20 protein-coding genes are annotated in these 22,561 nt (G+C 69.2%); 9 read left to right on the top strand and 11 right to left on the bottom strand.

The window, feature by feature from the left end; translation table 11 throughout:
• The first annotated feature begins 51 nt into the window (after nucleotides 1-51).
• From ITJ62_RS08460 to ITJ62_RS08445, 4 genes are all read left to right on the top strand, one after another.
• Entirely contained in the window at nucleotides 52-1,311 is a 1,260-nt protein-coding gene (locus ITJ62_RS08460; RefSeq protein ID WP_194600944.1) for an ammonium transporter, read from the top strand.
• Nucleotides 1,308-2,462, top strand: a complete 1,155-nt coding sequence (locus ITJ62_RS08455; protein WP_194600941.1) for an FAD-dependent oxidoreductase — start codon at nucleotides 1,308-1,310, stop codon at nucleotides 2,460-2,462. The genes ITJ62_RS08460 and ITJ62_RS08455 overlap by 4 nt, the downstream gene beginning before the upstream one ends.
• Nucleotides 2,459-3,691 carry an allantoate amidohydrolase gene (locus ITJ62_RS08450; RefSeq protein ID WP_194600938.1) on the top strand — a complete coding sequence of 411 codons (1,233 nt, stop codon included), beginning with the start codon at nucleotides 2,459-2,461 and terminating at the stop codon, nucleotides 3,689-3,691. The genes ITJ62_RS08455 and ITJ62_RS08450 overlap by 4 nt, the downstream gene beginning before the upstream one ends.
• Nucleotides 3,692-3,771: 80 nt before the next feature.
• Nucleotides 3,772-4,413 carry an HAD family hydrolase gene (locus tag ITJ62_RS08445; protein ID WP_194600935.1) on the top strand — a complete coding sequence of 214 codons (642 nt, stop codon included), beginning with the start codon at nucleotides 3,772-3,774 and terminating at the stop codon, nucleotides 4,411-4,413.
• A 123-nt stretch (nucleotides 4,414-4,536) separates the two neighbouring features.
• On the opposite strand, the gene ITJ62_RS08440 is transcribed toward ITJ62_RS08445, so the two are convergent.
• Together ITJ62_RS08440 and ITJ62_RS08435 are read right to left on the bottom strand one after the other, a co-directional pair.
• The gene (locus ITJ62_RS08440) at nucleotides 4,537-5,433 is read right to left on the bottom strand and encodes a triacylglycerol lipase (protein WP_194600932.1); all 897 of its coding nucleotides are present in this window, start codon (nucleotides 5,431-5,433) and stop codon (nucleotides 4,537-4,539) included.
• 26 nt (nucleotides 5,434-5,459) lie between these two features.
• Nucleotides 5,460-6,665: an ROK family protein gene (locus tag ITJ62_RS08435; RefSeq protein ID WP_194600929.1), complete on the bottom strand. Its 1,206-nt coding sequence runs from the start codon at nucleotides 6,663-6,665 to the stop codon at nucleotides 5,460-5,462.
• A 226-nt stretch (nucleotides 6,666-6,891) separates the two neighbouring features.
• Between ITJ62_RS08435 and ITJ62_RS08430 the strand changes: the two genes are divergently transcribed.
• From ITJ62_RS08430 to ITJ62_RS08415, 4 genes are all read left to right on the top strand, one after another.
• Nucleotides 6,892-8,190, top strand: coding sequence for an extracellular solute-binding protein (locus ITJ62_RS08430; protein ID WP_064293872.1), 1,299 nt, complete (start codon nucleotides 6,892-6,894; stop codon nucleotides 8,188-8,190).
• Complete coding sequence (locus ITJ62_RS08425) at nucleotides 8,187-9,098, top strand: carbohydrate ABC transporter permease (protein ID WP_079002413.1); 912 nt, start codon at nucleotides 8,187-8,189, stop codon at nucleotides 9,096-9,098. Before ITJ62_RS08430 ends, ITJ62_RS08425 begins: the two co-directional genes overlap by 4 nt.
• Nucleotides 9,098-9,991 carry a carbohydrate ABC transporter permease gene (locus ITJ62_RS08420; protein WP_194600926.1) on the top strand — a complete coding sequence of 298 codons (894 nt, stop codon included), beginning with the start codon at nucleotides 9,098-9,100 and terminating at the stop codon, nucleotides 9,989-9,991. The genes ITJ62_RS08425 and ITJ62_RS08420 overlap by 1 nt, the downstream gene beginning before the upstream one ends.
• Before the next feature lie 65 nt (nucleotides 9,992-10,056).
• Complete coding sequence (locus ITJ62_RS08415) at nucleotides 10,057-11,763, top strand: glycoside hydrolase family 13 protein (RefSeq protein WP_194600923.1); 1,707 nt, start codon at nucleotides 10,057-10,059, stop codon at nucleotides 11,761-11,763.
• Nucleotides 11,764-11,793: 30 nt separating this feature from the next.
• Here ITJ62_RS08415 and ITJ62_RS08410 read toward each other — a convergent pair whose 3' ends face one another.
• The 9 genes from ITJ62_RS08410 to ITJ62_RS08370 form a co-directional block, all read right to left on the bottom strand.
• Nucleotides 11,794-12,684 carry a siderophore-interacting protein gene (locus tag ITJ62_RS08410; RefSeq protein WP_194600921.1) on the bottom strand — a complete coding sequence of 297 codons (891 nt, stop codon included), beginning with the start codon at nucleotides 12,682-12,684 and terminating at the stop codon, nucleotides 11,794-11,796.
• Nucleotides 12,681-14,492, bottom strand: a complete 1,812-nt coding sequence (locus tag ITJ62_RS08405; protein WP_194600917.1) for an ABC transporter ATP-binding protein — start codon at nucleotides 14,490-14,492, stop codon at nucleotides 12,681-12,683. The genes ITJ62_RS08410 and ITJ62_RS08405 overlap by 4 nt, the downstream gene beginning before the upstream one ends.
• Nucleotides 14,485-16,137: an ABC transporter transmembrane domain-containing protein gene (locus tag ITJ62_RS08400; RefSeq protein WP_370581869.1), complete on the bottom strand. Its 1,653-nt coding sequence runs from the start codon at nucleotides 16,135-16,137 to the stop codon at nucleotides 14,485-14,487. The genes ITJ62_RS08405 and ITJ62_RS08400 overlap by 8 nt, the downstream gene beginning before the upstream one ends.
• Nucleotides 16,134-16,922, bottom strand: a complete 789-nt coding sequence (locus ITJ62_RS08395; protein ID WP_194600914.1) for an ABC transporter ATP-binding protein — start codon at nucleotides 16,920-16,922, stop codon at nucleotides 16,134-16,136. The genes ITJ62_RS08400 and ITJ62_RS08395 overlap by 4 nt, the downstream gene beginning before the upstream one ends.
• An 11-nt stretch (nucleotides 16,923-16,933) precedes the next feature.
• On the bottom strand, nucleotides 16,934-17,980 hold the full coding sequence (locus ITJ62_RS08390; protein WP_194600911.1) for an iron chelate uptake ABC transporter family permease subunit: 1,047 nt from the start codon (nucleotides 17,978-17,980) through the stop codon (nucleotides 16,934-16,936).
• Complete coding sequence (locus tag ITJ62_RS08385; RefSeq protein ID WP_194600908.1) at nucleotides 17,977-19,074, bottom strand: iron ABC transporter permease; 1,098 nt, start codon at nucleotides 19,072-19,074, stop codon at nucleotides 17,977-17,979. The genes ITJ62_RS08390 and ITJ62_RS08385 overlap by 4 nt, the downstream gene beginning before the upstream one ends.
• A gap of 8 nt (nucleotides 19,075-19,082) precedes the next feature.
• Nucleotides 19,083-20,144, bottom strand: a complete 1,062-nt coding sequence (locus ITJ62_RS08380; protein ID WP_194600905.1) for an ABC transporter substrate-binding protein — start codon at nucleotides 20,142-20,144, stop codon at nucleotides 19,083-19,085.
• Between the two features lie 162 nt (nucleotides 20,145-20,306).
• Nucleotides 20,307-21,149, bottom strand: coding sequence for an AraC family transcriptional regulator (locus tag ITJ62_RS08375; protein WP_194600902.1), 843 nt, complete (start codon nucleotides 21,147-21,149; stop codon nucleotides 20,307-20,309).
• Nucleotides 21,146-21,526 (bottom strand): hypothetical protein, encoded by a 381-nt coding sequence (locus ITJ62_RS08370; protein ID WP_194600898.1) that lies wholly within the window; start codon nucleotides 21,524-21,526, stop codon nucleotides 21,146-21,148. The genes ITJ62_RS08375 and ITJ62_RS08370 overlap by 4 nt, the downstream gene beginning before the upstream one ends.
• A 143-nt stretch (nucleotides 21,527-21,669) precedes the next feature.
• Between ITJ62_RS08370 and ITJ62_RS08365 the strand changes: the two genes are divergently transcribed.
• Nucleotides 21,670-22,554, top strand: coding sequence for a DUF2510 domain-containing protein (locus tag ITJ62_RS08365; RefSeq protein WP_194600895.1), 885 nt, complete (start codon nucleotides 21,670-21,672; stop codon nucleotides 22,552-22,554).
• Nucleotides 22,555-22,561 lie beyond the last annotated feature (7 nt).

The following is a 22,561-nucleotide window of genomic DNA, read 5'->3' as shown; positions in this document are numbered from 1 at the left end:
CCGACGCTGTGGCCGCCCGGCCGCTGTGCACCTCGAACGATGGAGTGATTTGTGGACGCTGGAAACGTCGCCTGGATCCTGACGAGCTCGGCTCTTGTCGCCCTCATGATCCCGGCCCTGGCTCTGTTCTACGGCGGGATGGTCTCGTCCCGCCGCATCCTCAACATGATGATCATGTGCTTCGGCGGGGCCAGCCTCGTCGCGCTGCTCTGGGTGGCCTTCGGGTACTCGCTCGTCTTCGGTGACTCCGTCGGCGGGCTCGGACTCATCGGGAACCCGTTCGAGTTCGCGGGGCTCGACCAGGCACTCGTCGACGACCCCGATGCCGGCATTCCCCTCGCACTCTTCGCGGCATTCCAACTGCTGTTCGCCGGAGTGACGACGGCACTCGTCGCCGGTGCTGCCGCCGGTCGCATGAAGTACGGCGCGTGGTTGTTGTTCGCCGGGCTCTGGGCGACGCTCGTGTACTTCCCGGTCGCGCACTGGGTGTTCGCCTTCTCGAACGACACGGCGACCGGTGGATGGATCGCGAACACCCTCGGTGCCGTCGACTTCGCCGGCGGGACGGCCGTGCACATGAACGCCGGCGTCGCGGCGCTCGCACTGGCCCTGGTGCTCGGCAAGAGCAAGGACTGGGGTGGCAAGCTCCGTCCGCACAACCGCCCGCTCGTCCTCGTCGGCGCCGGGTTGCTCTGGATCGGCTGGTACGGATTCAACGCCGGCTCGGCGCTGGCAGCCGGCAATGCGGCGAGCGTCGTGTTCCTCAACACCACCGTCGCCGCCTGTGCCGGCCTCATCGGCTGGTCCATCGTCGATCGACTCCGCCACGGAGCGGTCACGAGCCTCGGCAGCGCATCGGGGATCATCGCCGCCCTCGTGGCGATCACCCCCGCCTGCGGCGCCGTCTCGCCCATCGGTGCCATCATCATCGGGGCCATTGCGGGCGTCGTCTGCTGCCTCGCCATCGAGTGGAAGTTCCGGCTCGGGTTCGACGACTCCCTCGACGTCGTCGGTGTCCACCTCGTCGGCGGCATCATCGGGACGCTCCTCATCGGGGTGTTCGCGACGGATGCGGCACCGAACGGACGCTCCGGCCTGCTCTACGGCGGCGGGTTCGAACTGCTCGGCGTGCAGACGATCGCGACCGTCGCGGTCCTCGCCTATTCGTTCATCGTCACCTGGGCGATCGCGAAGCTGATCCAGATCACCATCGGTCTGCGGATCCCCGAGGAGCACGAGGTCGCCGGGATCGACGAGCACGCCCACGCCGAGCGCGCCTACGAGGACGAAGACCTGGAAGCACGCGCATGACGAGCGTCATCGTCGTCGGAGCCGGGCTCGCCGGTGCTGCGGCGGCCTGGCGCCTCGCCCAGGCCGGGCACGACGTCACCGTCCTCGAGCGGAGTCGCCCGGCCAACGAGTGGGGATCGTCCCACGGATCAGCCCGGATCTTCCGCTACGCCTACCCGGAGGCGTCGTACACCCGTCTCGTCCTCGCGGCGGCATCTGGGTGGGACGAGCTCGGCCTGGAGCACGGGCGTCCACTGATCACGCCGACGGGGGCGCTCGACTTCGGGACGACCCGTCGCCCGGAGCACCTCGCGTCGGTGCTGGCCGAGCACGGCATCGATCACGAGCTGCTGTCGCGAGACGAAGCCAGAGCCCGTTGGGACATCGGCTTCGACACGCCCACCCTGTGGCATCCGGGAGCCGGCGTGATCGACGCGGAACAGGCGGTGATGGCGATGCTCGAATCCGCCGTCCGCGCCGGGGCCACGGTCCTGAACGATCGGCCGGTCGAGCGGGTCGAGCGGACTGCCACCGGGTACCGGGTGCTCGGGTATCAGGGGAGTGCGTTCGATGCGGAGCAGGTGGTGGTCGCAGCCGGCGGCTGGCTTCCGGACCTCCTCGGCGACCTCGCGCTGCCGGGTGGGTTCCTCGACGCGTTCCCGGCGCTCGAGGTCCGCCAGGAGCAGGCGTACCACTTCCCGTATCAGGACCGGATCGGCGTCGACGTGGAAGACCCGGCGCGATCCGGTTCAGTGTGGCCCACCTTCATCCACAAGTCCGAGCGGATGCAGGTCTACGGACTCCCCGGAGGGCGTGACGCCGATTGGCGTGGTCAGAAGGTCGCCGAGTACAACGGTGGCAGGCGCATCCCCTCGGCCGCCGATCACGACGGCGTCGTCGACGACGCGAACCGCCGACGGGTCGTCGCGTACGTCCGCGAGTTCCTCCCGAGCCTCGTCCCGGAACCGTATGCGGAGACGACCTGCCTGTTCACGAACACCCCGACGGAGGACTTCGTCATCGACCGTGTCGACGGGATCACGGTCCTGGCGCCCTGCTCCGGCCACGGTGCCAAGTTCGCCCCGCTCATCGGCGAATACGCCCTCGCGCTGATCGAGGGCCGAGACGCTGTGCCGGCGATGTTCCGTCCGAGCCTGGCAGCCGTCCGGTGACCCGCGACACCGTGGTCTCGCTCCTGGACGAGATCGCGGGGATCGGTCGGGATCAGCGTCGGGGAGGCTACTCGAGGCCTGTCTACTCCACCGCCGAACTCGAGCTGCGGGAGTGGTTCGTCGGTCAGGCCGAGCGCCGTGGCCTCGACGTGGACATCGACGGCAACGGGGTCATCCGCGCCTGGTGGCACGTGCCGTCACGTTCGACGACGGGTGCGGTGGTCACCGGGAGTCACCTCGACTCGGTTCCCGGCGGAGGCGCCTACGACGGACCACTCGGGGTCGCATCGGCGTTGGTCGCGATCGATCGTCTGCGCTCGCGAGGCTTCGAGCCGACCCAACCTATCGTCGTCGCGGTCTTCCCGGAGGAGGAGGGCTCGCGCTTCGGGGTCGCATGCCTCGGCTCGCGTCTCCTCACCGGTGCGATCAGTCAGGAGCGGGCGCTGGCCCTGCGCGACGTGGAGGGGGACACGTTCGCCGAGGTCCTCGCCCGTAATGGTGTCGATCCGCGGGGTGTTGGTCCAGATCCCGCCGGGCTCGGAGCGATCGACGCGTTCGTCGAGCTCCACGTCGAGCAGGGTCGGGCGCTGGTCGACCTCGAACGCCCGGTCGCGATCGGCTCGAGCATCCTGGGGCATGGACGGTGGCGGGTGTCGATCCGCGGTGAAGGGAACCATGCGGGGACGACCCTCATGCCGGATCGACGGGACCCGCTCGTCGCGGCAGCGCGGATGATCACCGAGATCCGCAGGATCGGACGGGCGACGCCGGGCGCTCGGGCGACCGTCGGCCGGGTGCTCCCGTTGCCGGGAGGCACGAACGTGATCGCGTCGAGCGTGGACTTCTGGATCGACGTCCGTCATCCCGACGACGTCGTGACCGCCGCGATCGTGGCGGCGATCACCGAACGCCTGTCGCTGGTCGCAGCGGAGGAGGGATGCGTGGCCGCGATCACCGAGGAGTCGTTCAGTGCCACGACCGACTTCGACCCGTTCCTCCGCGGGCGCCTCGAACGCATGCTGCCGGAGGCGCCCGTGCTCGGTACCGGAGCGGGGCACGACGCCGGAGTGCTCGGGTCGCACGTGCCGACCGCGATGCTCTTCGTCCGGAACCCGACCGGCGTCTCCCATTCGCCGGAGGAGTACGCCGAGGACGCCGATGCCGAGGCCGGTGCCGTGGCACTCGCGGACGTCCTGGAGGGACTGGCGGTCGGCGTCGGGCCCACTTGAGCGGGAGCCACCGGCCTCGTCGGATCCGGCCGATGTCGGCCGACCGTGTGAGACTCGATCTCGTGCACGAGAACGTATCCATGACCATCGACGCGGTGTGCTGGGACTGGAACGGCACGCTCCTCGACGACGTCGATGTGGCGCTTGCCGCGATGAACACCGTTCTCCGGCAGCGGGGTCTTGCCGAGATATCCGACCAGGAGGCGTATCGGGCCGTGTTCGGCTTCCCCATCCGGGGTTTCTACGCCCGGCTCGGTGTCGATGCAGCCGACTTCCTGGAGGCGGCCGACGAATACCTCGCGCTGTTCGCGGCCGGTGTGGGATCGGCGTCGCTCCAACCCGAAGCGCGCGAGACCCTTGCGGCGATCGACGTGCTCGGCATCGAGCAGGTCCTCATCTCGGCGACCCCGGAGGCCACCCTCGAGCGTCAGCTGGCTCCCCACTCGCTGCACCGTCACTTCGCACACGTCCACGGCATCACCGATGTCTATGCGGCGTCGAAGGAGCATGTCGTGACGGCGTGGTTGGAGGACTCGGGCCATGATCCCCGGCGCGTGATGATGGTCGGCGACACCAATCACGACGAGGAGATCGCCGAAGCACTCCACGTGCGGTTCCTCCGGTTCGGTAGCGGACACCAGGACCCACCCTTGCACCGACGTCATCCGGTCATCGACCGACTGGACGAGGTCGTCGACAGACTCACCCGCTCGCGACGGTGATCTCGGCATTGCGCCCGCCTGGCGCACCGAGCTGTCTCAGTCCGGCAGGTGGGCGTGCTGCCCGTCGTTGGTCAGGATGGTGAGGACTTCGACAGGATCCGAGGGACGAAGGCCTCGGTCGGCTCAGGAGTTGAGCGCCTCGTCGACCACGGCGAAGACCTCGGGATCCCAGGTGAGCGCGCGCTCCCACGGGAGGTCGAAGGCGTCGGCGAAGAAGATGCTGTGGACGTCGTCCTCGAAGGAACGGCGGACCACGCGGGGGAGGACGTCGACCGGGACGTCATCGGCTCGGGCGCTTCGCAGGGCCACCAGACCGTCGTGTGGCCACAGCTGCCGGGGTTCGGCTGCCGTGTGGAAGTGACCCGCCCCGACTGCGGTGACGGCGACGTCATCGAGGAACCCTCGCTGTGTCGTGTTCCACTCGCGTAGGAACCGGCGCGAGACCTCGTCGGCAGCGCCCTGTGAGTGCTCGGCGGCATAGCCGCTCGAGCGCGCGAGGATCGTCGTGGTCCCCTCGTCACCGTGGGCGTCGTGGACCGAGACCTCACCGGTGAGCACGTCGCCGAGGAGCGATCCCTCCCATGGGGTGCCGAGGGTGACGAGCCGGCCGATCGACGGGCCGGCGCCGCGCAACTCGCGGATCGCGGCACGAGAGAAGAGACCGCCCATGGAGTGGGCGACGAGGTCGATACTCGCGAAGCCGTGTTCGTCGGACAGCCACCGCAGGAACGCGGCCAGGCCGGCTCCGCCGGCGTCGATCCCACCGACGGCGTTGACGGTCACCTCGGCGGGCAGCACGATCGGGACGTCGGCGAACCCCTGCCAACCCGTGTCCTCGTGCACCTCCCCGGCACCGATCCGTGCCGGAGCGGTGAAGACCGGGACCTCCCGCCCGAGCAGGTGCGCTCTCAGTGCGGTGAGGGTGTTCCCGGCGGCGAGGCCGGAGCCGGCGGCATGGTCCGGACCCGTGAACGGGGTCACGGCCGCACCCCCTGACACGAGGACGATCGCATCGGCCATGGTGCTCCTTCCGGCTGGCTACGACGTCAGCGTACTGGTCGGGCGAGATCGATCCGCAGCGCATTCCGACGCACGTCGTCGATCGCGCTCGCGACCGCGCCCTGCGCCACCATGTCGGCGCCGAGTTCCGACGCGACGAGCTGGGGTGGTTCAGCGCTCATGTAGCCGGGGATGCGCTCCGACGCGACCTCGAGCAGCTGCGACATCGACGGGGAGATCCCACCGGCGAACACGATGCGCTCCACGTCGAGCAACCCGCCCAGGATGGCGCTCATCCGCGCGATACGATCACCCATCCGGCGCACCAGGTCGAGTGCGACGGTGTCGCCCTGGTCCGCCGCAGCGAGGACCGACTGCGCGTCCACCTGCGAGACCGGTATGCGGCTGAGCGGGCTGCTCTCCGGAAGTCCGCCGCTCTCGCGGTACTCGCGACCCCAGTCGCGCAGGAGCGCGGCGATGCCTCGCGACGAACCGACGCCGTCGACGAGGTCGAGGAGGTGCAGCTCGCCCGCCCGACCGCGACCGCGCACGAGACGACCGTCGACGACGTATCCGGCGCCGAGTCGCTCACCGGTGACGACCGTGATGTAGGACTCCACGCCGACACCGGCGCCGATCGCACCTTCGGCGACGGCGGCGAGGTTGGCGTCGTTGTCGGTGACGACCGCGCAGCCGTGGTCGCGGATGCGCTCACCGAGCCGAGGGTTCATCCGATCCCAGAAGACGTTGCCCTCGGGTGACCGCCCGAGTGCGTCGATGGGGGCCGGGACGCCGAGCACGATGCAGAGCGGCGGCTTCGGGCCGCACTGCCGCAGGGCCTCGTCGATCGCCGCATCGACGGCGTCGACCCGTGCCTCAGCGGTGGCCGCCGGATCGATGGTGTGGTGCGACCTCGCGAGTTCCCGACCGCGCAGGTCTGCAGCGATGGCGGTGATGGAGTGGGCTCCGGCGTCGACACCGACGACGATCCCGGCGTCGATGCGCAGCTCGTAGCGGCGGGCGGGGCGACCTTTCCGATAGGCGGCACCAGCCTGACGTGCGTCGTCGAGCTCCGTCAGCCAACCCAGTCCGATGAGTTCGTCGGAGAGTGTGATCGCCGTCGATCGTGACAACCCGGTGGCGGTGATGACGTCGGCCGCGGTGAACGCGGACGTCGCCCAGGCGTGATCAAGGACGGCGGTGATGCTTGAGGAGCGCGGCTCCGGTGCCCGCTCCGTCGTCGTCGCTTCCATGACCGACAACGATATCCACGATCCGAAGGCCGCGCGCGGATGCCGAGCCGGGGAGGCACTGCACCGCGCGCAGAACCGTGAACGATCACGGTGTCCGACCCGTGGATGTCGTGATGGAACCGGTGCTTGACCAGACGTCGAACGGATGGCAGAGTTTCCGTCATCAGTTGATTTACTCTCTGTATTTAGTCAGCGGATCCATCGAGGGCTCCGCGGAAGGACAATGATGTCGAACCCACTGAAACGCGCGATACGCGCCACGGCCGGAGTGGCGGGTGTGGCGCTCCTGGCCAGCGTCCTCGTCGGCTGCTCGAGTGATGGCCGGGAGACCATCCACTTCACATTCAGCAAGCGTGAGGCGTTCACGTTCATGAACCAGGCCGTCGCCGACTACAACGCATCGCAGCAGCAGTACGAGGTCGTCATGGACACCTCGGGGCCCGATCCGCTCGCGGCGAGCTTCGTCCGTGGCAACCCGCCGGACCTCATGCTCTCGAACTACAACCACGAGGTGTCGCGTTTCGTCGAACGGTGCGCGCTCTCCGACCTGTCCGACACGACGGCGGCGGCGTCCATCCGCGACGACCTCCAGCCGTTGCTCGACCAGTACGGCGTCTGCGAGGGACGCACGAGCGCGCTGCCCTACTCGGTGATGGCCGCTTCCGTCATCTACAACAAGACGATCTTCGCCGAGTACGGCCTCGAGGTGCCGACGACGTGGAGTGAACTCATCGCCGTCTCCGACACGCTGAAGGCGGCCGGCGTGGCGCCGTTCTACGCGACGTTCGCCGATGCCTGGACCGCCAACCAGGGTTGGTTCGACTACTCGGTCGGTGGCGCCGTCGACATCCCGGACTTCTACGACCGGCTCGCAGAGGAAGGCACCGAGGTGGGACCGGATGCTCCGGTCTCCTTCGAGAAGGACTTCCTGGAGCCTGTCGAGAAGATGCAGCTGCTCGCCAAGGAGTACACGCAGGCCGATGCGCCGAGTCGCACCTACGACGCCGGCAACGTCGCCTTCGCCGAGGGCAAGGGCGCCATGTACCTGCAGGGCCCGTGGGCGTTCAGCCAGATCGCACTCACCGCACCCGATCTCGACCTCGGGACGTTCCCGCTGCCGATGACCGAAGACCCGAAAGACCTCAAGGTCCGGGTGAACCTCGACCTCGTCACCATCATCCCCGAGGAGGCGAAGAACCCGGAGGGTGCCCGCGACTTCCTCGAGTACCTCTTCCAGCCGGAGGTCATCCAGGCCTACAACGAGTCGCAGCTCGGGTTCGTCCCGACGGACGACGGCAAGGCTCCCGACGACCCGCGCGTCGCGGGCATGATCCCGTACTACGACGCCGGCGCGTTCTACCAGGGGCCGGGCGTGCTCAACCCCCGCGCCATCCCGACCGAGAACTACGCGCAGTCGCTGGTCCTCGGCACCAACGCGGCGTCGATGCTTCGCACCATGGACGCGGACTGGGCCCGACTCGCGTTCCGACAGCCGCCCGTCGCGAGCAAGGAGGGTTCCGAATGAGCGCCACCACATCGATCGTGACCGGGGGCAACCCGAAGGTCCGACGCAGCACCAAGCGGGTCGAGCCGATCTACTACTTCTTCCTCTTCCCAGCCGTCATCCTCTTCACGCTCGCGATCACGCTCCCCGGCGTCGTCGGCATCTTCTTCAGCTTCACCGACTCCATCGGGATCGGCGATTGGGAGTTCATCGGCTTCACGAACTACATCGCCGCGTTCAGCGACCCGGCCATCCTCACGAGCTTCCTCTTCACCTTCGGGTTCTCGCTCGTGACGGTCATCGCGGTGAACGTCATCGCGTTCCTGCTCGCGGTCGGCCTGACCGCGAAGATCCGTTTCAAGATGGGGCTCCGCGGGATCTTCGTCATCCCGATGGTCATCTCGGGCATCATCATCGCCTACGTGTTCCAGTTCCTCTTCATGAACTCGGTACCGGCGGCCGGCTCGGCGCTCGGGATCCCGTTCCTCGAGACGAGCATCCTCTCCAACCCGGACCTCGCCTGGCTCGGCATCGTGATCGTGACGGCCTGGCAGTCGATCCCGGGCACGCTGCTCATCTACATCGCGGGTCTCCTCGCGGTCCCCGGTGACGTCTACGAGGCGGCGTCGCTCGACGGCGCGAACAAGCGCCAGCAGCTGCTGCGGATCACCCTGCCGCTGGTGATGGGATACGTCGTGATCAACGTGATCCTCGGCTTCAAGAACTACCTGAACGCCTACGACATCATCGTCGGCCTGACCAACGGTGGCCCGGGCACCTCCACGCGGAGCATCTCGATGACGATCATCCGCGGGTTCCAGACGGGTGACTACGCCTACCAGATGGCCACGGCCACCCTGTTCTTCATCATCACGATCATCATCGCCCTCGTGCAACTCTCGGCGACGCGCGGAAGGAACGCACTCTGATGGCCACACCAACCGTGCTCAGCACCCAGTCCATCACCACGGCGAACGCCACCACGAAGCAGCGGACCAGGGGAGAGCGGGTGAGCTGGTCGACGACGATCATCCTGCTGCTCTGCGCCGTGACCGTCCTGCTGCCGCTCTACGTGACGATCTCGATGGCGTTCAAGACCGACACCCAGTCGGTCGACGGCAACGCCTTCTCACTCCCGGCACCGTTCAGCATCGACGGCTTCGTCCAGGCGTGGACCCTCACGAAGTTCCCGGTCGGCTTCGCGATGTCGCTCCTCGTCACGGCAGGGACCGTGGTCGCGACCATCATCCTCGCCTCCTTCGCCGCGTACGCCATCGTGCGCAACTGGGATCGCCGCCTGTTCCGCTTCTCGTTCTTCTACCTGCTCGCCGCGATGTTCATCCCGTTCCCGGTCGTCGCACTGCCGCAGATCCAACTGACCGGTCGCGTCGGACTCGACAACCCGTTCGGGGTGATCATCCTCGCCACGATGTTCCAGCTGAGCTTCAGCGTGCTGCTGTTCACGGCGTTCCTGCGATCGATCCCGATCGAACTCGAGGAGAGTGCGCGCATCGACGGTGCGAGCACCTGGCAGACGTTCTGGAAGCTGATCTTCCCGCTGCTGGCTCCCATGAGCGCCACGGTCGGCATCTTCGCGTTCCTCTACGCCTGGAACGACTTCATGATGCCGTCGCTCATCATCTCGGACGCGGGACTCCAGACCCTCCCGGTGCGGCAGAACCTCTTCCAGACCCAGTTCAGCAGCAATTACAACGTCGCCTTCGCCTCGTACCTGATGGCGATGGCCCCCGCGATCATCGCCTACCTGTTCGCGCAGCGTTGGGTGATGTCGGGCGTCACCCAGGGTGCCGTCAAGGGGTGACCCGTCCGACCCACGGAACGACACCAGATCCATCCACCACCAGAGAAACCGAGGACCACGCCGTCATGACCGACGCACTACTCGTCGACACCGACACCGACACCGAGTCCGCCGACGCCCAGCGGACGGCCGACGCCACCTGGTGGCGTCAGGCCGCCGTGTACCAGATCTACCCGCGGAGCTTCGCCGACGCGGACGGGGACGGTCTCGGCGACCTGCCGGGCATCCGTTCCCGGGTCGACTACCTCGCCGAGCTCGGGATCGACGCGATCTGGCTCAGTCCGTTCTACCCCTCGGCGCTGGCCGACGGCGGGTACGACGTCGCGGACTACCGCGACGTCGACCCGCGGCTCGGCACGCTGGAGGACTTCGACGAGCTGATCGCCGCACTGCACGAGCGCGGTATCCGGGTCATCGTCGACATCGTGCCGAACCACACCTCGGATCTGCACGAGTGGTTCCAGGAGGCGATCGCCGCAGGCCGCGGGTCGGCGGCTCGCGACCGGTACGTCTTCCGTGAGGGGAAGGGCGCATCGGGGGAGGAACCGCCCACCGACTGGGAGTCGGTCTTCGGCGGCCCCGCTTGGGAGCGGGTCTCGGACGGCCAGTGGTACTTCCACAACTTCGCCACCGAGCAGCCGGACCTCAACTGGGACCACCCCGAGGTCCGCGCCGACTTCCTGAAGACGTTGCGGTTCTGGTCGGATCGGGGCGTGGACGGCTTCCGGATCGACGTCGCGCACATGCTCACGAAGGACCTCACCGAGCCACTGCCGAGTCGTGCTGAACTGGAACTGATGCCGCAGGATGGCAACCATCCGCTCCTCGACCGCGACGACGTGCACGAGGTGTACGCCGAGTGGCGGCGGGTGTTCGAGGAGTACGACCCGCCGCGTACCGCGGTCGCCGAAGCCTGGGTGAGTTCACCGGAGCGCCGGGCGAAGTACGCCTCGGCGGAGGGGCTCGGCCAAGCCTTCAACTTCGACCTGCTCGAGGCGGACTTCGACGCCGCCGAGTTCCGCACGGTCATCACCGACAACCTGGCGCAGGCGGCGGAGACGGGGTCGTCGACGACGTGGGTGCTGTCCAACCACGATGTGACCCGTCACGCCACGCGATACGGACTCCCGCCCCTGGCCGGGCGACCGGTGAAGCAGGGCACCGAGTGGGTCGCGGCGGGTGGTCCCGAGTCCGACATCGATCGCGACCAGGGGCTCAGACGCGCCAGAGCGGCGACGCTCCTGCTCCTCGGGCTTCCCGGGAGCACCTACCTCTACCAGGGTGAGGAGCTCGGCCTGCAGGAGGTCGCCGCGATCACGGCGGAGCAGCGTCAGGACCCCGCGTTCTTCCGTGGCGGCGAGTACGACGGGCTGGGTCGCGACGGTTGCCGCGTGCCGCTGCCGTGGTCTGCGGACCGACCGGCCTTCGGCTTCGGAGGTGCGGTCGCGCACCTGCCGCAACCGGCCTGGTTCGCCGAGTACGCGGTCGACGTGGAGGCTTCGGATCCGGCCTCGACGCTCTCGCTCTACCGCGAGGCGCTCCGACTGCGGAGGCTGCTTCAGACCGGGGAGCACCTCGAGTGGGTCGAGACGGGGCGGACGGACGTCATCCGATTCGTGCGGCCGAACGGTTGGCAGGTCCTGACCAACTTCGGCACTGAGCCGTTCCCGCTGGAGGCGGAGCACGATGCCGTCGTCCTGGGCGCCCTCCAAGCCGGCGCGGTTCCGGGGGAGTCCACGGTGTGGCTCGCGCCGGGAGGCCTGCTGGGGTGATGGTGGCCGTGGGCACACGCCCCACCGCGGTCAGAGGCCGAGGCGCTCGAGCTGCTCCTCGAACCGGATCTGCACGTCCTCCGGCTCGGCGTCATCCTCGGTGCTCCAGATCGCGTCGAGCTCCTGTTGGACGGACGCCGGGAGGGCGGCGAACTTCTCGTCCCACGCGGCGATCGGCGTCCAGTAGCCGACGACCTTGAACCGGGTGGCCGGTAGCCCGAGTTCCTTGCGCAGATATCTCCGCACGTCGCGGAGGGCCACCGTCTCACCCGCCACCCAGATGTAACCCCGGTTGAGCGGGAGGCGCTCGTCCACGACGCTCCGGACGAGTCGGCCCAGCGCACTCGGTCCGTGTCCGTTACCGCCCACCACCCAGGTGACCGTCACGTCGTCGTTCGTCTCGACCGCGATCCGATCCTGCTCGCTCGGTACCTCGAGCACCACGCGGGTCCGCAGTCCTCGCGGAGTCTGTGCGACGATGCGCCTGACTGCGGGAAGGCCGGTGAGGTCCGCGACGAGCACCTGCCAACCAATGTCGGCGGGCGGCGCGTACAGACCGGTGGGCGAGTTCAGGCCGAGCACGTGCCCGGGCTGGGCGCGAGCCGCCCACGGCCCCGCGACGCCGGCCTCGTGCACGACGAAGTCGATGTCGATCTCGACGGGGTCCTGCCGCACGGCGCTGATCGTGTAGGTCCGCATCGGTGCCTGCGGGGAGCCCTCCGGCGTCTCCCACCAGTCATCTGCGGGCACCGGGAGTGAGACGTCCGTCTGGTCGGCGCCGTGGGGGAAGAAGACGCGGACGTACTCATCGCCCGTGCCGGTGCTGACGAAGTCCTCGACGCCCGGACCGCCGAGGGCGATGCGGATCAGGTTCGGACTCAGGGGTGTCGCTGCGGTCACGATGCCGCGATGGATCTTCATGGCGTCTCGGCCTCTCGGGTCGGTTCGGTGTGATGGGTCGGATGCGGGCTGTGCGCGAGCCAGGACTCGCGGTAGGGGCCGGGGGAGGCGAGGAGCTCCGCGTGCGTGCCGTGTTGGACGATCCGACCGTCCGCGAAGACCGCGATCCGGTCGGCGGTGGCGGCCTGCTCCAACCGGTGCGCGATCAGCAGCGCGGTCCGGTCCGTCCGGAGGACGGCGATCGCCGCTTCGACGGCGTCGCGATGGTGCAACCCGACGTCGGCCGTCGCCTCATCGAGGATCACGATCGCCGGGTCCGCCAGGAACGCCCGAGCGACCGCGAGTTGCTGGATACGCCCCTCATCCAGCGGCACGGGCGACTGTGTCGATCCGGTCGGGTCCGCCGCCGGGTCGTCCTGCAACGCGGCGACCGCCCACTCGGCTCCGACGGCACGGAGCGCCGAGACCATCTCGTCCCGGCTGGCGTCCGGCGCGCCGAGCCTGAGGTTGTCGGCGATCGAGCCACGGAAGTGGTGGAGCTCCTGCGACAGGTAGTACGGGGTGTGGCCGACGAGCACACGGCCCGCCGTCGGGGGATGGTGTCCAGCGACGACCCGCGCCAGGGTGCTCTTGCCCGAGCCGGACGTGCCGACGAGCGCCGTGGTCGTGCCGGGCGGTACGTCGATGGTGACCTCCGCGATCCCACGGTCCGTGGTCGGATACCGGAACGTCAGGTCGCGCACTCGGATCCCGGGCGGTGCGGTGACACCGTCTGCGGCACCGCCGACGGGTGAGGGCGACTCCGGCATCGCGGAGGACGCTGCTGCGAGGTCGATGACCCCGACGAGCCGAGCCAGCCCGACCGTGGCCCGCTGGATGTCGTCGAGCCCGAAGATGAGCCGGCCGACCGGATCGAACAGCCGGTGGAACAGGAGCGCGGCGGTGGTCACGAGCCCGACGGTGATCGTTCCCTGCAGGTTGAGGAGGAAGCCGGTCGCGAGGATCGCGGACAGTCCGACGAGCTCACCCGAGTTGATCCATCGGAACAAGCGGTTCGCGACCCGCACGCCCTCGATCTGCGCGTCGATGGAGGCGGCCGCGCGTTCCCGGACACGTTCGAGCGCGTGGTCCGTGCCCACGAACGCGGCGAGGGTCTCCGCGCCGTCGACCGCGTCCAGCACGGCCTGACTACGCGATGCCTCGCGGATCCGGACCGCGCGGAACACCACTCGGGATCGCCGGAGGAACGCACGGGTCCCGAGGACGTAGCACGGCGCCGAGGCGAGACCGGCGACCGCAAGCCATGGGTCGACGGCTGCCAGGGCGACGGCCGACACCCCGATCGCGAACCCGGCGGAGAGCAGTGTCGGGGCGACGTTCCCGCCGGCCTCCGCGACCGCGTCGACGTCGCCGGTGACCCGGGACAGGAGATCGGCACGCTCACCGTCGTCGACGGTGCTCACCGGGAGCCGCATGGCCGAGGCGAACACGTCCTCGCGCAGTTCGGCGAGGAGGTCCTGCACCAGCCCCGTGAGCACCCGAGTCGCCCACAGCGTCACCGCGACGGCCCCGACAGCGCCGACCGCGGCTGCGGCCACCCAGCCTGAGACGACGCTCAGCCCGGCATCGGAAGCGACGGCGTCCACGATCCGCCCGAGACACGCGGGCATCACGACGCCCAGTGCGGCGGCTGCGAGGAAGAGGACCACCACGGCGGCGGTCCGTCCGCGGTGGCGTCGGAGGAGGGCACCGACGACGGTTCGGACGCGGGAGCCGTCGGCGACGGGGAGCATCTCGGCGGTGGTGGGCTCCATGGCGGGATCAGTCATGGCGGGTCTCCGAACCGGGAGTGAGCTCGACGACCCGGTCGCAGGCGTTCAACAGGACCGGCGAGGTGGTGATGACGACGACGGTGCCCTCGTGCGCCGCGAGTGCTCGGGCGATGCGGGTCTCCGTGAGGACGTCGACGGCCGACGTCGGTTCGTCGAGGACGAGCACGTCCGCACCGGCATGGAGCGCCCTGGCGATGCCGACGCGCTGGCGCTGCCCGCCGGAGAGCCGTCTGCCCGCTTCACCGACCGGTGACGACCAGCCGCCGAGCTGCACGACCGCGTCGTCGAGCGCCGCCATGCCCACGAACACCGCATCCGGGTCGCCGGTCGCGTCATGACCGCGGACCGCCTCCGCCAGGGTGCCGCTCATGATGCGTTGGCCGTGCGGTGGCGCGACCACACGACGGCGGTACGCCACCGGGTCGAGGTCCAGCTGGTCGACCAGCCTGCCGTCGACGGCGAGCGAGACGCTGCCGCGCTCCGCGGGGGTCCGCATGCCGAGCAGACGGGAGAGGGCGCGGGCCGTGTCGCTGTCGGGCGGCCGGACGCCGAGCAGTTCACCTGCACGGACGTCCACCGGTCGGTCCTGGTGTTCGGGGCGGAAGGACAGCACGATGTCCGTCGCCGGGCCCAAGCCGGATGGCCCGCCCAGCCGACCGCTCGCCTGGAGCAGGTCGTCGGCGTCGACGACCGCTGCCAGGCGTTTGGCGGACGCGAGCTTGTGGATCCAGTTCGAGGGGAAGGAACCCGCCTGTGCGAGGTATCCGCTGATGAACTGCGCGAGGCCGAGCACCGTCACGAGTTCGCCGATGCTGATCCGCCCGTCCGCGGCGAACCAGGCGGACAGGCCGACGAGTGCCGCCATGACGAACGCCGCCAGCGTGCCGCTCACGGCGTCGAAGAGGGCGAGGGACCGCCCGGCGGCCGTCGCTGCGCGTCGTGAGACGTCGCTGGCGGCGTCATACCGGTGCACGGCCTCAGCCCGCCCGCCGATGCCCACGAGCACTCGGAACCCGCTCATGAAGTCGGCGGCCACCGCTCCGGCCTCGGTCGCCGCCCGTTGCTCGGCGAACCCGCGGCGCTCCAGCGGGCGTGACACGACGCGCATGACGAGCATCATCCCGATGGTCGACACGAACACCACGATCGTCGCCACGGGCGAGATCACCGACATCGCCAGGGCGGCTCCGATGATCGCCGCGATGGTCGCCGACTGCTGCGCGACCGACCAGGCGACGCCGGCCACCCGGTAGGTGTCGGACGTGACGACCGTCAGGGCCTCACCCGCCGAGAGGTTCTGTCGTGAGAGTTGCGGCCGAAGCATCCGGGAGAGCGTGAGGTGCCGGAGCGCCTGTTCGCCGTGCCCGTAGATCGACACCATGAGCCGCGACGCCGACTGGTAGCTCACCGTCAGGACGAGGAAGGTTCCGACCAGGATCCCGATCCAGACCCCGAGGGCGACCGGATCGGACGGCACCACCGCGCGGTCGATGGTCGCCCCGATGATCACGGGGATCGCCGCCTCCGACAGGGCGTGCACGATGAGGAGGCCGGTCGCGGCGACGAGCATGGCGCCGCGACCGTCCGCTCCCAGCGCGATGCCGAAGAGGCGCTGCGGCGTACTCGTCGTGGTCCCGCTCACCGGCTCCGCCGTCCGAGCGGGAGCACCAGCGGGGTACCGGAGACGGGGTCGGTGATGACCCGGCACGGCAGGTCGTACACGGCCTCCACGAGGTCGGCGGTGATGATCTCCTGCGGATCGCCCTGGGCGACGATCGCGCCGTCGCGCATCGCGACGAGATGGGTCGCGTAGCGGGCGGCGTGGTTGAGGTCGTGGAGGACCGCGACGAGGGTGGTGCCGATGCGGTGCAGATCCGTGAACAGCTCCATCAGCTCGATCTGGTGCGCGATGTCGAGGAAGGTCGTCGGCTCGTCGAGCAGCAGGTGCTTCGTCTGCTGGGCGAGTGCCATCGCGACCCAGACACGTTGCCGCTGTCCGCCCGAGAGCTCGTCGACCAGCCGGCGGGAAAGCTCCGTGACCCCGGTCGCGGCCATCGCCTCCGAGACAGCCGCTTCGTCGGCGCTGCTCCACGTCCGCATCGCGCTCTGGTGCGGGAACCGCCCACGCCCGACGAGGTCGGCGACGGTGATCCCGTCGGGGGCGATGGCGGATTGGGGGAGGAGCCCGAGTCGGCGAGCGGTGTCCTTCGGCTTCGACGCGCGGATGTCCGCCCCGTCGAGGAGGACGGCACCGGCGGTCGGGCGCAGAAGCCGTGCGAGTCCGCGGAGCAGGGTCGACTTGCCGCAGGCGTTCGGTCCGATGATGATCGTGAACGAGTCGTCCGGCACCTCGAGCGACAGCTCGGAGAGGATCGGAGCATCGCCGTAGCCCAGGGTGAGGTCGCGGGCGAGGAGCGACGTGGTCATGGGAGTTCCTTTCACGTGCGGCGCACGAACTGGGCGGCCAGCAGGCAGGTCAGATAGATGCCACCGACCGAGAGCGTCACCACGCCGACCGGGACGGCGAGCAGCTGGGCGATGGCGTCGGAGACGACGACCAGGGCGGCTCCGGTGAGCATCACCGGCGCGAGGCCCATCGGGGTGTTCGAGCGGGTGAGCCGTTGAGCGATCTGCGGGGCGGCCAAGGCGATGAACGAGATCGGGCCGGCGGCGGCGGTGACGAGCGCCACGAGGGCCACACCGACCACCATGGCGATCAGCCGGGTGCGTCCAGGGCGCACTCCGAGGGCCATGGCGGTGTCGTCGCCCATCTCGAGCACGGGGAGCGATCGTCGAAGTGGCCGCGCCAGCAGGGCGAACATGACGAAGGCCGTTGCTGCGGGGAGCAGCTGGTCGAAGCCGAGCGAGGCGAGGGATCCGGCCCCCCAGGTCGCCGCCATCATCGCCTGCTCGACGCTGACGGAGATGAGGATCCAGGAGGTGAGGGAGCCGAGCCCGGCCGAGACGCCGATGCCGACGATGATCAGCCGGAAGGACGACATGGTGTGGCGGTTCGCGAGGAGGGCGACCAGTAAGGCGGTCAGCAGGCCGCCGACGAGTGCCCCGGCGGCTTTGAACAGGTAGGTGTTGAGCCCGAGGACGAGCATCGTCAGCGTGACGCCGAACTGCGCGCCGACACCGAACCCGATGATGTCCGGTGAGCCGAGCGGGTTGCGGGTGAGCGATTGGAAGATGCCTCCGGAGAGCGCGAGTGCCGCTCCGCAGAGCACCGCGAACAGCACCCGCGGCAGGCGCCACTCGGTCACGACCTGGCGGACGTCCGGGTCGGATGCGGGGTCGATGATCGCCCGGATCACCGCGTCGAAGCCGATCTCGTACGCACCGATCGTCGTCGCGAACAGCCCTGCGCCGATGATCACCACGACGAGAGCGAGGCACACGAGGACGGACCGCACGGGTACGAGCGTCGCGATGTGCGCGGTCTCCAGGCGGATCAGCCGTCGTCCATGGTCGATGACGCTCACAGTCCGCTCACCCGCTTCCGACGCACCAGCATGATCAGGATGGGAGCGCCGAGGAGCGCCGTTACGATCCCCACCCGGAGCTCTCCGGACGGCAGCACGATCCGGCCGAGGACGTCTGCGAGCAGCAGGAACGCGGGGCCGATCACCATCGAGTACGTCAGCACCCAGCGTTGGTCGGGGCCCGTGAACCACCGCACGACATGGGGGATCATGAGTCCGACGAAGGCGATGGGGCCGGCGGCTGCGACGCCCGTACCCGCCAGGAGGGTGACGGCGACGACGACCCACACCCGGGTGCTGCGCACTCGCGCACCGAGCGCCTGGGCGAGCTCGTCTCCCAGGGTCAGCGCGTTCAGCGACCGGGCGCAGAGCAGACCGATCACGAGACCCGCGACGATCAGCGGAGCAGCCCACGTGAGCTGGTCGAGGGTGCGGCCCCCGATGGATCCCACGCTCCAGAAGCGCATGACCTGGAGGGTGCCTTCGTCCCGCAGCACGATCGCGGTGGTGAAACCGGTGCAGGCGGCACCGAGGGCGACACCCGCGAGGGTCAGTTTCATCGGGGTCGCACCCGAGGCCCCGACGGATCCGAGCGTGTAGACGATCACCGTGAGGATGAACGCACCCGCCAGGGCGAACGGGACGTAGGTGCCGGGAGTCGTCAGTCCCAGGACACCGACCGCGAAGGTCACGGCGAACGATGCGCCGGCGTTCACACCGAGGATGCCCGGGTCGGCGAGCGGGTTGCGGGTGAAGGCCTGGATGAGCCCGCCGCACACGGCGAGCGCCGCGCCGACCAGGATGCCGAGCAGCGTCCGTGGGACGCGCAGCTCCATGACCATGAGGTGCAGGGGGTTCGCGTCGTCGTAGGCGACGAGCGCACGGACGACGGTCAGTGGATCGATGGCCCGATTGCCGATGGCGAGCGAGGCGACGGCTGCGGCGATCAGCACCACGATGGCGACGAGGAGCCCGGCGGCGAGGGTCCTGGTGCGGTGGGGTGAGACGTCCGCGCGTCCGGCCCCACCGGGCGTCGGGACGTCCGCCGCCCCGCCCGCAGCCTGCGCTGCTGACGGGGCGGCGGACCGGGACATCTCCGACGTCACTTGCCGTCGATGGTCGGCTCGCCCTGCAGCGCCGCTGCGAGGTCGTCGACGTAGCCGGGCAGGACGTACTGCAGGGACAGGACGGTCGGCGCGCTGATCGCCGAGGCCTTGGCGGCGTCGGCGTAGATCACGTAGGACCCGGCGGCGATCGGCGCCCAGCGCGACACCACGGCGTTCTCGACCGTGTACGTCCCTTCCTCGGCGCTTCCGCCCCACGCGGCGAACAGGTCGGCGTCCACGTCGTAGAGCTGCTCGAGGCTGACGCCGGTGTACCAGTTGTCGCCCTCGGCGCTCGCGAGGAAGCTGTCCATCGCCGACGTCGAGGTGAAACCGAGTGCTTCGGTGATGCGGACCCGCGGGTCGTACTCGAGGTAGACGCCGAGGTCCGTCCCGCCCTCGTTCAGCGTGAGGCCCCAGACGAAGCTCTTGTCGTCGAACTCGGGGTGCGCGTCGGCGAGGGAGGTGATGAGGTCCTCGGTCTCGCCGATCAGCTCCTCGGCCTTGGCCTCCTCCGACATCGCCTTCCCGACGGTGCGGGTCATGCCCTCCCAGGTGCCCGGGTTCCAGGGGCCCTCGATGTAGGGGACGGTCGGGGCGATCTCGGTGAGCCGCTCGTATTCGATGTCGGTGACACCGGAGTAGAGACTGAGGATCAGGTCGGGCTTCAGGGACTTGATCGCCTCGTAGTTCGGGCCGTCATCCGTGAAGGGGATGATCTCGGGCATCTCGCCGTACGCCTCGGAGACGTAGTCTTCGAACCAGGGCTGGTAGCCGCTCTCACCGGCACCCCAGACCTCTTCGATGCCGACGGGGTTGGTGCCGAGGGCGGCGACGATGTCGGGCGTCATCCACCCGAGGGCCACGATCCGTTCCGGCTTCTCCGGGATGACGGTCTCACCGTGGGCGTGTTCGATGACGACGCCGTCGGTCGATGCCGTCGTCGATCCGGTGTCGCCGGTGGCGGCCGAACATCCGGCGAGGGCGAGAGCGGCGGCGATGACGGCGGCGAGGAGGCTGGATCCTCGGCGGACGTTCGGGCGCGCGAAAGCGTGCGGCATGGGGCTCCTTTGAAGAGGGGGGAGTGGGATCACCGCTGGCGATCCAGAAGTTAGGTAAGCATGTCCTAACAGAACGATCGTAGGGCGCTTCACGGCGTGACAGTGTCGAGGAACCGACGAGTTCTGTCGCCGATCCGACACGACGATGCGTGCCTGGGTGGATCAGCGCCAGTAGAGCTGATGGGCGGGGTCCGCCTGCACCCGTTCCACGTACTCCCGCGGGGTCACGCCGAACCGGGCTCGGAAGCTCGCGGAGAAGGCGCTCGAGGACGCGTACCCGCACCGGTGCGCTGCCGCCCCGATCGGCATGCCGTCGATGATCAGCCGCGCCGCGAGCGTCATCCGTACACCCGTCCGCCACCGGGCGAAACTCATCCCGGTGTCGTGCTGGAAGATCCGCAGCACGGTGCGCTCGTGGAGGCCGTGCACGTCGAACAGCTCGCGCGCGCCCCGGAGGTCACCCGGGTCGGCGAGGATCGCACGGACGAGCGGACGGACACGGTCGTCGGACGGCATCGGGATCTCGCCCCAGCCGTCCGCCGTGTCTGACGCCGGTTGCTGCAACATCTCGATGAGGACCGCCTGCGCTCGGACACGCAGGTCGGTCGGCATGTCGTTGATCCCCAGGTGGAGCAACATCTCCTGCACCGCACGCGGGACCAGGACCTGCGTGACGGTCTCGACGGGCGCGATCAGCGAGGTGGCGGGGAGGTAGGTGTAGCACCCGGTGGAGTCGCGCTCGTGGTGCGCGGTGTGCGGCGTGTGTGCTGGGATCCAGACGCCCTGACCCGGTGCGAGGCGCCACATCGCGTTCGGGAGGTGCACCCACACGGTGCCGCGGTAGCACCAGGCGAGCATGGCGTCCGGATGACGGTGCGGTGGCGAGAGCGGTCGACTCCCGGTGTCCTCGTCGGTGACGACGCCGGTGCCCATCAGATACGGTTCGGCGACGGATGACGGATGCTCGGGGCTCGCGTCCCAGTCGACCTGGCTGTACGGGCTCAACGAGCGCTCGTGCCGGCGTCGTCGATCAGCGGGAGGCCGTCGTCGTCGAAGCGGACGCCTTTCGCGGCCAGCCGGCGTTCCGCCTCGTGGTGGACGACGCCGCGCTTGCGCGGATCGGCTTCGAGGAGACGGAGCAGGAGCTCGTCGGTCGCGTTCGGGTGCAGCGCGATCTCGATGCGCGCACCCCAGAAGCGGTCCTTGAGGAAGAGCTCCAACGCCGCTGGGTCGGCTGCCGGGTTGTGCGCCGCAGCGGCGCGGATCGCCTGATTGGGGTCGTTCGCGAGGACGGAGAACTCCTCGAACGTGATTGCCGATCTCGCGAGCTCGTAGCGACGTTCCTCGTCGGCGATCTGCTCCGGCGTCTTGCGTCTGGCCACGGTGGTCCCTTCATCGCGTCGCCGTCAAACTACCTGGCTCGCACGATGTTCGACAACGGCGGCTTGCCGCGATGACTCGCAGACGGGACACTGGGGTCGCTGCATGGACGTCATGAGCGTGATCTTCGGGGGAAGGAGCAGCGATGACCGCTGCACCGGGATGGTACGAGGCGGGGACGCCGGGCAAGCTGCGCTGGTGGGATGGAACGCAGTGGACTGCTCAGGAGGCCGACGCCGCGCCGCCGGTGCAGCAGCAGATGCCGGTCGCACCGCTGGCGCCGACTCCCATGGTGTCGCCGTCGCAGCTGCCGTCCGGACCGCAGCTGGGCTGGTATCCGACGGGGCCGGATCAGCTCCGATGGTGGGACGGCTCGCACTGGACGGGGCTCAGGGTCAAGAACGGGAAGCCCGGGACCGATTGGGCGACCACCGAGCAGCCGAGCTTGGCCTGGGTGTTCGGCTCGGTCTTCCTCGTCCTCGCGATCGCGCAGTTCAGTCTCGGCGCGCTGTCCAGCCACCTGTCGTTCAACGGATTCCCGATGCTTTTCCTGACGCTGCTCTGGTTCGGTATCGCCGCCCAGACGACCGCGGTGCGGCGGATCCCGCAGCCGGTCGGCGCCCCCGTGGTCATCGACGTGGTCCGTCCATTGCCGGGTGAGCAGGACGGTCCCGGTGCCGGTTGGTACTCCGTGTCGCCGCGGGCGACGAGGTGGTGGACCGGCTCACGCTGGGCCCAGTACGTCGGAACCCAGTACGGCATCCGGCCGACGTTCCATGGAGCGCGCGCGTTCCGCACCTATCTCGTCATGTCCTGGGTCGTCCTCGGGATCGGTGTGCTCGCCTTGATCGTCGGTGTGGTCATCCTCATCAACAGCAGCGGCGACGGCTACGGCTTCCTCGGAGGGTTCATCGGCGGCATCGTCGTCGGTGGTGGCGTCCTGTTCGCGGTCCTCGGCGGGGTGCTCCTGATCATGTCGCGGATACAGCGCCGGCTCCTGCTCCTCCCGGAGCAGCCGCCCGGGCGCTGACGGGCGC

This window comes from Plantibacter sp. VKM Ac-2876, assembly GCF_015350715.1.
Taxonomy (GTDB): Bacteria; Actinomycetota; Actinomycetes; order Actinomycetales; family Microbacteriaceae; genus Plantibacter; species Plantibacter auratus.
Note: the sequence above shows the minus strand (reverse complement) of the source record. Positions and strands in the feature narration are given on the sequence as shown.

Bases quoted from the DNA above. Each gene is read 5' to 3' on its own strand.
- ITJ62_RS08405 (WP_194600917.1), bottom strand. From the start codon at position 14,492: ATGACTGATCCCGCCATGGAGCCCACCACCGCCGAGATGCTCCCCGTC.
- ITJ62_RS08420 (WP_194600926.1), top strand. From the start codon at position 9,098: ATGGCCACACCAACCGTGCTCAGCACCCAGTCCATCACCACGGCGAAC.
- ITJ62_RS08380 (WP_194600905.1), bottom strand. From the start codon at position 20,144: ATGCCGCACGCTTTCGCGCGCCCGAACGTCCGCCGAGGATCCAGCCTC.
- ITJ62_RS08395 (WP_194600914.1), bottom strand. From the start codon at position 16,922: ATGACCACGTCGCTCCTCGCCCGCGACCTCACCCTGGGCTACGGCGAT.
- ITJ62_RS08440 (WP_194600932.1), bottom strand. From the start codon at position 5,433: ATGGCCGATGCGATCGTCCTCGTGTCAGGGGGTGCGGCCGTGACCCCG.
- ITJ62_RS08445 (WP_194600935.1), top strand. From the start codon at position 3,772: ATGACCATCGACGCGGTGTGCTGGGACTGGAACGGCACGCTCCTCGAC.
- ITJ62_RS08365 (WP_194600895.1), top strand. From the start codon at position 21,670: ATGACCGCTGCACCGGGATGGTACGAGGCGGGGACGCCGGGCAAGCTG.
- ITJ62_RS08435 (WP_194600929.1), bottom strand. From the start codon at position 6,665: ATGGAAGCGACGACGACGGAGCGGGCACCGGAGCCGCGCTCCTCAAGC.
- ITJ62_RS08425 (WP_079002413.1), top strand. From the start codon at position 8,187: ATGAGCGCCACCACATCGATCGTGACCGGGGGCAACCCGAAGGTCCGA.
- ITJ62_RS08385 (WP_194600908.1), bottom strand. From the start codon at position 19,074: ATGTCCCGGTCCGCCGCCCCGTCAGCAGCGCAGGCTGCGGGCGGGGCG.
- ITJ62_RS08455 (WP_194600941.1), top strand. From the start codon at position 1,308: ATGACGAGCGTCATCGTCGTCGGAGCCGGGCTCGCCGGTGCTGCGGCG.
- ITJ62_RS08415 (WP_194600923.1), top strand. From the start codon at position 10,057: ATGACCGACGCACTACTCGTCGACACCGACACCGACACCGAGTCCGCC.
- ITJ62_RS08430 (WP_064293872.1), top strand. From the start codon at position 6,892: ATGTCGAACCCACTGAAACGCGCGATACGCGCCACGGCCGGAGTGGCG.
- ITJ62_RS08410 (WP_194600921.1), bottom strand. From the start codon at position 12,684: ATGAAGATCCATCGCGGCATCGTGACCGCAGCGACACCCCTGAGTCCG.